15 protein-coding genes are annotated in these 12,513 nt (G+C 61.4%); 8 read left to right on the plus strand and 7 right to left on the minus strand.

All coding sequences use genetic code 11. The features are described from left to right. Positions 1–28 precede the first annotated feature (28 nt). Positions 29–1,225 (plus strand): MFS transporter, encoded by a 1,197-nt coding sequence (locus PspCFBP13509_RS21495; RefSeq protein ID WP_065947872.1) that lies wholly within the window; start codon positions 29–31, stop codon positions 1,223–1,225. Here the strand turns inward: PspCFBP13509_RS21495 and arfB are convergent. Beyond that, positions 1,222–1,635 (minus strand): alternative ribosome rescue aminoacyl-tRNA hydrolase ArfB, encoded by a 414-nt coding sequence (arfB, locus tag PspCFBP13509_RS21500; RefSeq protein ID WP_065925922.1) that lies wholly within the window; start codon positions 1,633–1,635, stop codon positions 1,222–1,224. The genes PspCFBP13509_RS21495 and arfB overlap by 4 nt on opposite strands. 70 nt (positions 1,636–1,705) lie before the next feature. Here arfB and PspCFBP13509_RS21505 point away from each other — a divergent pair, with 70 nt between their 5' ends. Then, entirely contained in the window at positions 1,706–2,080 is a 375-nt protein-coding gene (locus tag PspCFBP13509_RS21505) for a cytochrome c (RefSeq protein WP_065925921.1), read from the plus strand. Between the two features lie 66 nt (positions 2,081–2,146). Here the strand turns inward: PspCFBP13509_RS21505 and PspCFBP13509_RS21510 are convergent, their stop codons facing one another. Next, complete coding sequence (locus PspCFBP13509_RS21510; RefSeq protein WP_137212663.1) at positions 2,147–3,568, minus strand: amino acid permease; 1,422 nt, start codon at positions 3,566–3,568, stop codon at positions 2,147–2,149. 638 nt (positions 3,569–4,206) lie between these two features. Here PspCFBP13509_RS21510 and PspCFBP13509_RS31535 point away from each other — a divergent pair. Both PspCFBP13509_RS31535 and PspCFBP13509_RS21515 read left to right on the plus strand, forming a co-directional pair. Beyond that, entirely contained in the window at positions 4,207–4,344 is a 138-nt protein-coding gene (locus PspCFBP13509_RS31535; RefSeq protein WP_003175756.1) for a hypothetical protein, read from the plus strand. A 73-nt stretch (positions 4,345–4,417) separates the two neighbouring features. Then, complete coding sequence (locus PspCFBP13509_RS21515) at positions 4,418–5,377, plus strand: leucyl aminopeptidase (RefSeq protein ID WP_065925918.1); 960 nt, start codon at positions 4,418–4,420, stop codon at positions 5,375–5,377. A 189-nt stretch (positions 5,378–5,566) separates the two neighbouring features. On the opposite strand, the gene rluB is transcribed toward PspCFBP13509_RS21515, so the two are convergent. The 5 genes from rluB to PspCFBP13509_RS21540 form a co-directional block, all read right to left on the minus strand. After that, positions 5,567–6,814 (minus strand): 23S rRNA pseudouridine(2605) synthase RluB, encoded by a 1,248-nt coding sequence (gene rluB, locus PspCFBP13509_RS21520; protein ID WP_027605574.1) that lies wholly within the window; start codon positions 6,812–6,814, stop codon positions 5,567–5,569. 196 nt (positions 6,815–7,010) lie between these two features. Continuing rightward, positions 7,011–7,925 (minus strand): SMC-Scp complex subunit ScpB, encoded by a 915-nt coding sequence (scpB, locus tag PspCFBP13509_RS21525; RefSeq protein ID WP_137212665.1) that lies wholly within the window; start codon positions 7,923–7,925, stop codon positions 7,011–7,013. 12 nt (positions 7,926–7,937) lie between these two features. Beyond that, a complete protein-coding gene (locus PspCFBP13509_RS21530) occupies positions 7,938–8,636 on the minus strand; it encodes a segregation and condensation protein A (RefSeq protein ID WP_169898658.1) in 699 nt (232 codons plus the stop codon). Between the two features lie 120 nt (positions 8,637–8,756). Further along, the gene (locus tag PspCFBP13509_RS21535) at positions 8,757–9,386 is read right to left on the minus strand and encodes an L-threonylcarbamoyladenylate synthase (protein ID WP_027605571.1); all 630 of its coding nucleotides are present in this window, start codon (positions 9,384–9,386) and stop codon (positions 8,757–8,759) included. A gap of 13 nt (positions 9,387–9,399) precedes the next feature. Then, the gene (locus PspCFBP13509_RS21540; protein WP_065925915.1) at positions 9,400–10,263 is read right to left on the minus strand and encodes a PHP domain-containing protein; all 864 of its coding nucleotides are present in this window, start codon (positions 10,261–10,263) and stop codon (positions 9,400–9,402) included. A gap of 87 nt (positions 10,264–10,350) precedes the next feature. On the opposite strand from PspCFBP13509_RS21540, the gene PspCFBP13509_RS21545 reads away from it, so the two are divergent. From PspCFBP13509_RS21545 to PspCFBP13509_RS21560, 4 genes are all read left to right on the plus strand, one after another. Further along, positions 10,351–10,947, plus strand: a complete 597-nt coding sequence (locus PspCFBP13509_RS21545) for a septation protein A (protein WP_065925914.1) — start codon at positions 10,351–10,353, stop codon at positions 10,945–10,947. Between the two features lies 1 nt (position 10,948). Then, positions 10,949–11,248: a YciI family protein gene (locus tag PspCFBP13509_RS21550; RefSeq protein WP_027605568.1), complete on the plus strand. Its 300-nt coding sequence runs from the start codon at positions 10,949–10,951 to the stop codon at positions 11,246–11,248. Between the two features lie 106 nt (positions 11,249–11,354). After that, positions 11,355–11,762, plus strand: coding sequence for a translation initiation factor 2 (locus tag PspCFBP13509_RS21555; RefSeq protein ID WP_027605567.1), 408 nt, complete (start codon positions 11,355–11,357; stop codon positions 11,760–11,762). Positions 11,763–11,769: 7 nt separating this feature from the next. Continuing rightward, a complete protein-coding gene (locus tag PspCFBP13509_RS21560; protein ID WP_027605566.1) occupies positions 11,770–12,447 on the plus strand; it encodes a response regulator transcription factor in 678 nt (225 codons plus the stop codon). Positions 12,448–12,513: the final 66 nt, after the last annotated feature.

Below are 12,513 nucleotides of genomic sequence, written 5' to 3' on the forward strand. Positions count from 1 at the left end.
TTACCTGCTGCGACAGTGGACCTCTCCCATGCCAGATACCCAGCGCCCCATGGCGGTCACGCTGCAAGTTGTTTCCATCGTGTTGTTCACCTTTATCGGCTACCTGAATATCGGCATTCCCCTGGCCGTGTTGCCGGGCTATGTCCACAGTGAACTGGGCTACGGCGCGGTGATCGCCGGCCTGGTGATCAGCGTGCAATACCTGGCCACGCTGTTGAGCCGCCCGTATGCAGGCAAAATCATCGACAACCTGGGCAGCAAGCGGGCGGTGCTGATCGGCCTGGTGGGCTGCGGCGCGAGCGGCGTGTTCATGTTGCTTGCGGCGTGGTTTTCGAGCGTGCCGGCCGTCAGCCTGGCCAGCCTGCTCATCGGTCGATTGGTACTGGGCAGCGCAGAAAGCCTGGTGGGCTCAGGCGCCATCGGCTGGGGCATTGGCCGGGTGGGCGCGGCCAATACCGCCAAGGTCATTTCGTGGAACGGTATCGCCAGTTACGGCGCGCTGGCGGTCGGTGCACCGTTGGGCGTGCTGCTGGTGAGGAATTTCGGGCTGTGGAGCATGGGCGTCAGCATTATCCTGCTGGCGGTCGTCGGCCTGTTGCTGGCCTGGAACAAAGTGGCTGCGCCCATCGTCGCCGGCGTGCGCCTGCCGTTCATGAATGTACTGGGCCGGGTGTTGCCCCACGGTTGCGCGTTGGCCCTGGGCTCCATCGGCTTTGGCACCATCGCCACCTTTATCACCCTGTATTACACCACTCAGCATTGGGATAATGCGGTGTGGGCATTGAGCCTGTTCGGCGCCAGCTTTATCGGTGCACGCCTGCTGTTCGGCAACTTGATCAACCGTATCGGCGGCTTTCGCGTGGCGATCGCCTGCCTGTCGGTGGAGATCCTCGGCCTGCTGCTGTTGTGGTTGGCGCCGGATGCCAACCTGGCCCTGGCCGGCGCAGCGTTGAGCGGTTTCGGCTTTTCCCTGGTGTTTCCGGCGCTGGGGGTGGAGGCGGTCAACCTGGTGCCCGCGTCCAGCCGTGGTTCGGCGGTGGGCGCCTATTCGCTGTTTATCGACCTGTCGCTGGGCATTACCGGGCCGCTGGCCGGGGCCGTGGCGGCAGGTTTCGGCTTTGCGTCGATCTTCCTGTTCGCCGCCCTCGCCGCCCTCGGTGGGCTGCTGCTGAGTGTCTACCTGTACCGGCAAGCGCCCAAGGCCCGCGAAGCGCGCGATGCCTAGAAGTCGACCTTGCCGCGCCCGGCCTTGATGCTGCCGCGCTTGGTCTTGGATTCCAGGCGCCGCTTTTTCGAGCCCAGGGTGGGCTTGGTCGGGCGGCGCTTCTTCTCGACCTTGGTGGCAGTGAGGATCAGCTCCACCAGGCGTTCCAGCGCGTCGGCGCGGTTCTGTTCCTGGGTCCGGTACTGCTGGGCCTTGAGCACCAGCACGCCTTCGCTGGTGATACGGCTGTCACGCAGTGCCAGCAGTCGCTCCTTGTAGAACGCCGGCAGCGACGACGCCGGAATATCGAACCGCAGGTGCACCGCGCTCGACACCTTGTTGACGTTCTGCCCTCCGGCGCCCTGGGCGCGGATGGCGGTCAACTCGATTTCGGCATCGGGCAGGTGCACGTTGTTGGAAATAACCAGCATCACTCAATAAACCCTAGGCAACAGACACGCCCAATCAGGACAACAACCTCAACAACAAGGACGCATGACAATGAAAAGACTATTGATCACTTTGCTCGGCACCTTATCACTCATTCAAACGTCACTGTCCTTTGCAGATAACGCCAATGGCAAAAACCTCTATTCACAGCGCTGCGCCATGTGCCACGGGCCAGACCTCAAGGCAACGGGACCGTTGGCCAGGAAAAGCAACCCGCCTACACCTGACCTGACAACCCCAGCCTTCAAAAAACGGCTGGCGGCTTACCCGGGCGTTATTGTGTCGTCGGTCATACTTCGCCCGAATGGAGACCTGATCCCAAAAACGCTGCGCGAGAATGGAGTAAAGGTCCCGCCGCATGCCTGGAACGTTAAGGACTTTCGCGACTTGAATGAATACATGAGCGGTGTGATTTCAAAAAGTTGACGGTTTCAAACCGCAAAAAACCCCGCGCCCTATGCAGGATGCGGGGTTTTCCAGGTAGGCGCCTGTTTACTTCAACGCCGCACTCGCGGTGCTCAACGCCGCTTCAGCACTGCGCTTGTTCTTGATCCAATAACACACCGCCATAAACGCCACCCACACCGGGATCGCGTACACCGACACCTGGATCCCCGGAATCATCAGCATGATCACCAGGATAAACACCACGAACGCCAGGCACACATAGTTGCCGTACGGGTACCACAGCGCCTTGAACAACGGCGCCTGGCCGGTGCGGTTCATGTGCTGGCGGAACTTGAAGTGGGAGAAGCTGATCATTGCCCAGTTGATCACCAGCGTGGCCACCACCAGTGACATCAGCAGTTCCAGCGCATGTTGCGGAATGAAGTAGTTCATCAACACCGCCACCAGCGTGACCGCCGCCGAAGCGAGGATCGAACGCACTGGCACGCCGCGCTTGTCGATCTTGGCCAGCGCCCTGGGCGCATCCCCCTGCTCGGCCATGCCCAGCAGCATGCGGCTGTTGCAGTAGGTGCCGCTGTTGTACACCGACAACGCCGCCGTCAACACCACGAAGTTGAGGATATGCGCGGCGGTGTTGCTGCCCAGCATCGAGAACACCTGCACGAACGGGCTGCCACTGTAGGCATCGCCGGAGGCGTTGAGGGTGGCCAGCAGGCTGTCCCATGGTGTCAGCGACAGCAACACCACCAGGGCGCCGATGTAGAAGATCAGGATGCGGTAGATCACCTGGTTGATCGCCTTGGGGATCACAGTGCGTGGCTGGTCGGCTTCGGCGGCGGTAAAGCCGAGCATTTCCAGGCCGCCGAAGGAGAACATGATGATCGCCATGGCCATCACCAAGCCGCTGACGCCATGGGGGAAGAAGCCGCCGTGTTCCCACAGGTTGCTCACCGAGGCTTGCGGGCCGCCGCTGCCACTGACCAGCAGGTAGCTGCCCAGGGCGATCATGCCGACAATGGCGACCACCTTGATGATGGCGAACCAGAACTCCGCTTCACCAAAGACTTTGACGTTGGCCAGGTTGATCAGGTTGATCAGCACGAAGAACGCCGCCGCCGAGACCCAGGTCGGGATCTCCGGCCACCAGTAGTGCACGTATTTGCCGACGGCTGTCAGCTCGGACATGCCCACCAGGATGTACAGGATCCAGCAGTTCCAGCCCGACAGGAAGCCGGCGAAACCGCCCCAGTACTTGTGGGCAAAGTGGCTGAAGGAACCGGCGACCGGCTCTTCGACGATCATTTCGCCGAGCTGGCGCATGATCATGAAGGCAATGAAGCCGCAGATGGCATAACCCAGGATCATCGACGGGCCGGCGGATTTGAGCACGCCGGCCGAGCCCAGGAACAGGCCGGTGCCGATGGCGCCACCAAGGGCGATCAACTGGATATGCCGATTTTTCAGGCCGCGTTTCAGCTCGCCTGAAGAGCAATGGGGTTCACTCATGAAAAGGGTCTCACGCAAGGTTTGATGATGTTGAATGCAGGTTGCTGCCTTGAATTACCGACTCAAGCAGCGCCGCTCAAACCCCAGCGCAGGCACCAGGAATACAGCGTCTTTCTAACGGTCATGCGTCACCTGTTTGTTTTTATCTGTGACGAAATCGAACCCGCCGGGCTCGTGGCCAGGCGGAGTGATCAGGGCGGGTAAACCCTGAGGTCTTGGCCTTTTGCGTGGTTACGCAAGGGGGTCACAGTAAAACGCGGCGCATTGTACACCGCTCGACAGCTTCAAGCCGCACCCGCAGAGCACGTGCGACGATCTGTCAGGTATTCCTTACAGCGGTAAATAGGCCAATCATGCCGCGAGGTACACGTAAATTAATCGTTACAGCATGGAAAATCTGCGTTACAGCTGTAAGTTTTTGAAAAAATGGCGGCAGGAAAATTCATCACCATTAGCGATGCCAGCTCACTGTATTTGCTGAAGAAAAAAAGCCGGCGAAAAAACAGAAGAAAAAATCCAAATGAGACCGTGTCAATAAAATTTTTGCATTACCAAACACTCTCACCTAGGTTCTTTCACTTGCCCAGCGAAGCCTGCTGGCAAGCCGTTCTCAAACAACGTCCTCTAGGAGATACACCATGCAAGCACTGGAAAACGACCTGGAAACCGAACTGCAGCTCGACGATTGGTTTGAAGCGCCGACCCACGAGGCCGCCGTTGAAATGATGCAAGCCGATGCCGTGGTGCCATTTGGCACGGCGATGTGGCCTTTCTGACACCCGGCACGTATTCGGCAGGTGCTGTGCACGGCACCTGCCTCCTTACCCAAGGCACACAAGGACATACGTCATGGACAAGGCCCGCGCCGTTGAACACTTTCTCTACTACCTTGCACACCATCCGGCCCTCAGCGGCCTGAACTGCCCCACCGTGCTGCTGGGCCACACCGAGCGCTACGACGCCATCGCCCAGGCGATCGCCCAGAGCAGCGCCGCCCGTTTCAACTTCCAGGTGCAGCGCCTGGACCTGGCCGACAGCGACAGCCTGGCGCAGGCCATCGAAGCCTGCGACCTGTACCTGTTCCTCTACGATTCCTCCACCCTGCCCAACCCGCGCGCCGAAGGCCCGGACTTCATCCGTGCCCTGCAAGGCGTGATGGCCGAACACTGGAAGAAATCCCTGCTGTTCAAGGATTACGGCGACTACTTCTACGACACTTTCAGCGTCGAGCCGCAGCGCATCGCCGACCTCAACGCCACGCTGATCCGGCGCATGTCCCAAGCCGCTGTGCTGAGCTTTACCGACAAACACGGCTCACGCCTGCAGGCGCCCATGAGCAGCATCAAGAAGTGGACCAATATCAACGGCATCGGCAACCACGACCTGGCCCCCGGCGAAATCGCCACCCACAGCGAGGCCATCAATGGTCAGGTGCGGTTTGTCGGCACCTTTCTCAGCACCATCCCCTTCGCACGCAAGTACGGCGTGCTGCAGTCACCACTGGAACTGTGGATCGAAAACTCGACCATCTGCAGCGTGGCCAGTGACGTGCCGGGGCTGGCCGACGACTTCAATAAATACCTGAATGCCAACCCGTCCAATCGCCGGGTGGAGGAACTGGGGATTGGCACCAATGAAGGGGTGAAGGACCTGTATGCGCGCAATGCCGGGTTCGAGGAGCGCCACTGCGGCTTGCACCTGGGCTTGGGTGGCGGGCAGAAAGGCAGCCATCACCTGGACCTGATCTTTGCCAGTGGGGTGTTGGCTCTGGATGACAAACCGGTGTTTGACGGCACTTTTGCGTTCTGAACACCGACCTTGAAAATGATGGAGATCCAACTGTGGGAGGGGGCTTGCTCCCGATAGCGGTGCGTCAGTCGCCGGATTGGCAAGCTGATACACCGCTATCGGGAGCAAGCCCCCTCCCACATGTTTTACCTCTATTCCAAGGCACACAAACGCCAACCCTAGGGTTGGCGTTTGTGTGCCGCGGTTACATCACTGCGGTTTCTTGCGACCAAAGCCTGGACGTTGACCTGAACCGGCCGGTGCGCCACGGCGCTTGCCCGATGGCTCGTCCGCGACCAGTTTCAGGCCTGGGCGCTTTTTCGGCGCTGGCTTGGCCGGGCGCTTGGTGTTGGCACTGTCGGCTGGGTGATCGGATGCTGGAGCACCGCGACCGGCGTCACCACGGTTGCTGCGACCACCGCTTGGCGCGTCACCACGACCGGCTGGGCGTGGGGTGCGTGGCGCACGTTCGCCTTCCTGGCGCGATGGCGCGGTTGGGCGACGCTCGCCTTCGATGTGCGGTTGACGTGAGATACGCCCCCCGGTAGCCGGTGCATCCAGCGCCGGGCGCAGGGTGCGGGCAACACGTTCGGTGCGGGCCACGGGGCGCGACGATTTACGCTGCATACGATCGAGCTTGTCTTTGCTCTTGGCGTTCATCTGCGGCATGGCGACCGGCGTCAGGCCGACTTCGGCGCTGAGGATGTCGACTTCGTACTGGCTCATTTCGCGCCAGCGGCCCATCGGCAGGTCGGAGTTGAGGAACACCGGGCCAAAACGCACGCGCTTCAGGCGGCTGACCACCAGGCCCTGGGATTCCCACAGGCGACGCACTTCACGGTTACGGCCTTCCATCACCACACAGTGGTACCAGTGGTTGAAACCCTCACCGCCCGGCGCCTGCTTGATGTCGGTGAACTTGGCCGGGCCGTCTTCCAGCACCACGCCGGCCTTGAGGCGTTCGATCATCTCGTCATCGACTTCACCACGCACACGCACGGCGTATTCGCGGTCCATCTCGTAGGACGGGTGCATCAGGCGGTTGGCCAGTTCACCGTCGGTGGTGAACATCAGCAAGCCGGTGGTGTTGATGTCGAGACGACCGATGTTGATCCAACGGCCTTCTTTGGGCTTGGGCATCTTGTCGAACACGGTCGGACGGCCTTCCGGGTCGTCACGGGTGCAGATCTCGCCATCGGGCTTGTTGTACATGATCACGCGGCGCACCGATTCGGCGGCCTCTTCACGCTTGATGACCTTGCCATCAATGGTGATTGCATCGTGCAGGTCGACGCGCTGGCCAAGGGTGGCCTCGACGCCGTTGACCTTGATTCGCTTCTGGGTGATCCAGGCTTCGACGTCGCGGCGCGAGCCCACGCCGATACGCGCCAGCACCTTTTGCAGCTTTTCGCCTGCTGGGCCGATTTCCTGGCTGTCGTTCTGGTCTTTATCGTTCATCTTAAGCACCTCCCGGTGGGTCGATTCAGGCGTGGCCTGAAGAGTGTTGAAAGCGGGGCTTTGGCCGAATAGGTCGGCAAAGGGTCGCGAATCATACGCCCATGGCGCGCATTGCGCATCAGAGACTAGTCGATAAGCGCCAGGCCATTGGTTTTTCCGCCGACCGGTGATGCCCCAGGCCCCACATTCGACTGCGTCAGTCTTCGAACTGGCGGCGTTCGTTCTCAATCGCCTCGGCCAGGGCCCGGGCTTCGTCTTCTTCGTCACTCAGGGGCGGTTGTTCGAGGGCGGCGACGGCGGCCAGGAGTTTTTCGCGGGCTTCGGCCACGCCGAGGATATCGTCCTCAGGTTCAGGTTCGACCTCCTCGCTCACCTGGGCTTCCGGCTCGGCCGCACCATCGCGCAGCAAGTCATCAAAGTCGGTCTTGATGCCCTGCTCCATGTCGTCCAGTTCCAGCAACAACGTGTGGAAACTGGTTTCGTCCTTGGGCTCTTCCGGCTCGGCGGTGGCGTCGGCCAGTTCCTGCAGGCTCGCCGGGACCGGGGCGTCGTCGAAGTCGAGCACCGGCTCGGCTTCCATCTCACGCAATTCGGCCAGGGGCGGCAGGTCGTCGAGGTTTTTCAGGTTGAAATGGTCGAGGAACACCTTGGTGGTGGCGAACATCGCCGGTTTGCCGGGCACGTCGCGGTAGCCGACGATGCGGATCCACTCACGCTCCAGCAGCGTCTTGACGATATGGCTGTTGACCGCCACGCCCCGCACGTCCTCGATTTCGCCACGGGTGATGGGCTGGCGATAGGCGATCAGCGCCATGGTCTCCAGCATCGCCCGTGAATAGCGCTGCGGGCGCTCTTCCCAGAGGCGGCCGACCCACGGGGAAAACTTCTCACGGATCTGCAGGCGATAACCCGACGCCACCTCACGCAGTTCAAAGGCGCGGCCGTCGCAGGATTTGCGCAGGATTTCCAGCGCCTTCTTGAACACCGGCGGTTCAGGGCGCTCGGCTTCCTCAAACAGTTCGAACAGACGCTCCAGGGATTGCGGTTTACCCGAGGCCAGGAGAAAGGCCTCCAGCAACGGGGCCAATTCGCGGGGTTCAGTCAGATTCATCGTTTCAGCTCTTTATTCGGCTCGCGCCCGCACGTGGATAGCCGCAAAAGGCTCATTCTGGACCAGCTCGACCAAGGACTCCTTGACCAGCTCGAGGACCGCCATAAAGGTCACCACCACCCCCAGGCGCCCTTCTTCCGCCGTGAACAGCTCCACAAACGGCACAAACCCGCCGCCCTTGAGGCGTTCGAGCACATCGCTCATACGCTCGCGGGTGGACAGGGCCTCGCGACTGACCTGGTGGTGTTCAAACATATCGCCACGGCGCAGCACCTCGGCCATGGACATCAGCAACTCTTCCAGGCTCACGTCCGGCAGCAGCTTGCGCGCGCGGGCTTCGGGGGCGTCGAGCTTGGGTACCACCACGTCGCGGCCGACGCGGCTCAGGCCGTCGATACCTTCGGCGGCGGCCTTGAAGCGCTCGTATTCCTGCAGCCGGCGGATCAGTTCGGCGCGCGGGTCGTCCTCTTCGGCCTCGACCGTCTCCGCGCGCGGCAACAGCATGCGCGACTTGATCTCGGCGAGCATGGCGGCCATCACCAGGTACTCGGCAGCCAGTTCCAGGCGTACCGACTGCATCAACTCGACATAGCCCATGTACTGGCGGGTGATTTCCGCCACCGGGATGTCGAGGATGTTGATGTTCTGCTTGCGGATCAGGTACAGCAGCAAGTCCAGCGGGCCCTCGAAAGCCTCAAGGAAGACCTCCAGGGCGTCCGGCGGAATGTACAGGTCCAGCGGCATTTCCAGCACCGCCTGGCCGTACACCATGGCAAACGGCAGCTCCTGCTGGGCGCCCGCCTGGCTGTCGACGGTTTCCACGGCTGACATTCAGGCCTCGGCCATAAAGGGCGCAGGATCGCCGCAACCGACACGGATCACTTCAGGTTCGCCGTCGGCCAGGTTGATCACGGTGGAGGCCTTGTTGCCGCCGAAACCGCCGTCGATGATCAGGTCCACCTGTTTTTCCAGCAATTGGCGCATCTCGTACGGGTCTTCCAGGGGCTCGGTGTCGCCGGGCATGATCAGCGACACACTCATCAACGGCTCACCCAGCTCGGCCAGCAACGCCAGGGCGATGGGATGCTCCGGCACCCGCAGGCCGATGGTGCGTTTTTTCGGGTGCAGCAGCAGGCGCGGCACTTCGCGGGTGGCGTTGAGGATAAAAGTGTAGGGCCCTGGCGTGTGGGCCTTGAGCAGGCGGAAGGTGCCGGTGTCGACCTTGGCGAACAGGCCCAGCTGGGACAAGTCGCTACAGATCAGCGCAAAGTTGTGCTTGTCATCCAGCTGGCGCAGGCGTCTGACACGCTCGACTGCGCCCTTGTCACCGATCTGGCAACCGATGGCGTATGACGAATCGGTTGGGTAGATCACCACACCGCCGGCGCGAATGATCTCTACGGCCTGCTTGATCAGGCGCGCCTGGGGGTTTTCCGGATGAATCTGGAAGAATTGACTCACGGGTTCTACCTGTTCAGACGGTGGCAATAATGGGGTCATGCTTGAATCTCCCCCACAACAGCGGCAAATCTTCCGGGACCGCGCGGTACTCGCCGATCTCGGACCAGCCGCCAGGGCCATGAAAGTCACTGCCGGCGCTGACCAGCAGACCAAATTCGCGAGCAAGGATCGACAGGCTGCCCACCTGTTCGGCGGGTTGAAAGCCGTTGACCACTTCGATCGCGTGACCGCCCGCTCCAATATAGTCGCCAATCAGCTTGCGACGCTTGCTGCGGGTGAAATCGTAATGCCAGGGATGCGCCAGGCTGACCCAGGCTCCGGAGGCCCGCAGGGTCTCGACGGTGTCTTCGAGGGTCGGCCAATGTTGCTTCACATCGCCCAACTTGCCGGCGCCCAGCCACTTGCGAAAGGCTTCGGCGCGGTCTTTGACAAAACCCTCACGCACCATCCAGTCGGCAAAGTGCGGACGGGCCGGCGCGTTGCCGCTGTCACCCAGTTCCTGCTGGAGGGCGCGGGCGCCGTCGAGGGCGTTGGGCATGCCTTTGAGGCTGAGTTTTCGGCTTATTTCTTCGGACCGCAGCCAGCGGCCATCGTGCAATTGCGCGATAGCCTCCACCAGCGGCGGCGCTTTTTGATCGAAGCCGTAGCCGAGCACATGAATGGTGGCGCCGCCCCAGGTGCAGGACAATTCCACCCCGTTGACCAGTTGCATGCCCAGGGCATGGGCCGTTGTACGCGCTTCGTCGAGGCCTTCGAGGGTGTCGTGGTCGGTCAACGAGAGGACTCGCACGCCTTTTTCAAACGCACGCGCAACCAGTACCGCGGGCGCCAGGGCGCCGTCGGAGGCCGTGCTGTGGCAGTGCAAATCAACATTCACGGGGGTGTGTAACCTCAAGTCAGCTGGCGCTATCGCAACCAAGGATGTTTGTTATTATGCCGCCACATCCAGCTTCTGGCTCTTACTGTGAAACAATTCATCGACTTCATCCCGCTGTTGCTGTTTTTCATCGTTTACAAACTCGACCCCAGGGTCATCGACCTGGCCGGCCATGAGCTGACTGTCGGCGGCATCTACAGCGCCACCGCCGTGCTCATCATCAGCTCTGTGGTGGTCTACGGCGCCATCTTCATTTCCCAGCGCAAACTGGAAAAAAGCCAGTGGCTGACCCTGGTCGCCTGCCTGGTCTTCGGCAGCCTGACCCTGGCCTTCCACAGCGAAACCTTCCTTAAATGGAAAGCGCCGGTGGTGAACTGGCTGTTCGCCCTGGCATTCATCGGCAGCCACTTCATCGGTGATCGCCTGCTGATCAAGCGGATCATGGGCCACGCACTGACCCTGCCGGAACCGGTGTGGACACGCTTGAACGTGGCCTGGATCGTGTTTTTCATCTTCTGCGGTGCCGCCAACCTGTTCGTGGCGTTTACCTTCCAGGACTACTGGGTCGACTTCAAAGTGTTCGGCAGCCTGGGCATGACCGTGCTGTTCCTGGTCGCCCAGGGCATCTACCTGTCGCGCCACCTGCATGACACCGAGCCTACTACGCCGAAAACCGAGGACTGACATGCTCTACGCCATCATTGCCACCGACGTTGCCAACTCGCTGGAAAAACGCCTGTCCGTGCGCCCGGCCCACGTCGAGCGCCTGAAAGTCCTTCAAGCCGAAGGCCGCATCGTGCTGGCCGGCCCGCACCCGGCCGTGGACAGCAACGACCCGGGCGACGCCGGTTTTACCGGTAGCCTGATCGTCGCCGAGTTCGCCTCGCTGGCCGATGCCCAGGCCTGGGCCAAGGCCGATCCCTATGTCGCCGCAGGGGTCTACGCCGACGTAGTGATCAAACCCTTCAAGCAAGTCCTGCCCTGATCCCGATTGCGCCGAACCTATTGAGTACGGCGCACTCCTAATTGCTCATTATTTTCGGCAACCTGCCGACAACGTTCTGAATATTCGTGTGGAATCAGGAGTTCCGATGCGCTTACGTCAGTTGTGTCTGTTGGCAGTGTTAATGATCGGGGCTACGGCCCACGCTGAAGAAACCTCGAGCACCGGCAGTTCCACGCCCCTGTCCTTGAGCGCCGGCGCCCAGATCACCGAGTTGCAGCAACGCTTGAAAGAAAGCGAGCGGCAGCGTGAAGAACTGAGCAAGCAACTGCAAAGCGCGGATGCCACCCGCGAAAGCGCTCAATTGAGTCGCCTTCGCCAGGAGAACCAACGCCTGGCCCAGCAACTCAAAGATGCACAGGGCGGCGCCTTGACCCGCTGGCTGACCGAGCAGCAACAATGGTTCGTCACGGGTGGGGCCGTCGCACTGATCGCCCTGTTGTGCGGGATCTTCGCCAGCGGTGGGCACCGTCGCCGTCGACAATGGCTAAATTGAGTGAGTCATGAGCGAGCTGTTACTGATAGATGATGACCAGGAGCTCTGCGAGCTGCTGAGCAGTTGGCTGAGCCAGGAAGGTTTCCAGGTGCGCGCCTGCCACGATGGCTTGAGCGCGCGCAAAGCCTTGGCCGACAGCGCCCCGGCGGCGGTGGTACTGGATGTGATGCTGCCCGACGGCAGCGGCCTGGAGCTGCTCAAGCAATTGCGCAACGACCATCCGGAGCTGCCGGTGCTGATGCTTTCGGCGCGGGGCGAACCCCTGGACCGCATCCTCGGCCTGGAATTGGGCGCCGACGACTACCTGGCCAAGCCCTGCGACCCACGCGAACTCACCGCGCGCCTGCGCGCGGTATTGCGCCGCAGCCACCCGGCCGCCGTGTCCAGCCAACTGGAACTGGGCGACCTGTGCTTCAGCCCGGTGCGCGGCGTGGTCAGCATCGATGAGCAGGAATTCACCCTCACCGTCTCCGAAAGCCGCCTGCTGGAAGCATTATTGCGCCAGCCCGGCGAACCACTGGACAAGCAGGAACTGGCGCAGATCGCCCTGGGCCGCAAGCTGACCCTTTACGATCGCAGCCTGGACATGCACGTCAGCAACCTGCGCAAGAAGATCGGCCCTCACCCCGATGGCCGGCCACGGATCGTGGCGTTGCGCAGCCGGGGCTACTATTACAGCCTCTAGAGGCAGCTATAAGTTGCAAGCTACAAGCGGCAAGTGAAAAGCTGTTACTTGCCGCTTGCAGCTAAA

The sequence above is a fragment of the Pseudomonas sp. CFBP13509 genome (assembly GCF_005233485.1).
Lineage (GTDB): Bacteria > Pseudomonadota > Gammaproteobacteria > Pseudomonadales > Pseudomonadaceae > Aquipseudomonas > Aquipseudomonas marginalis.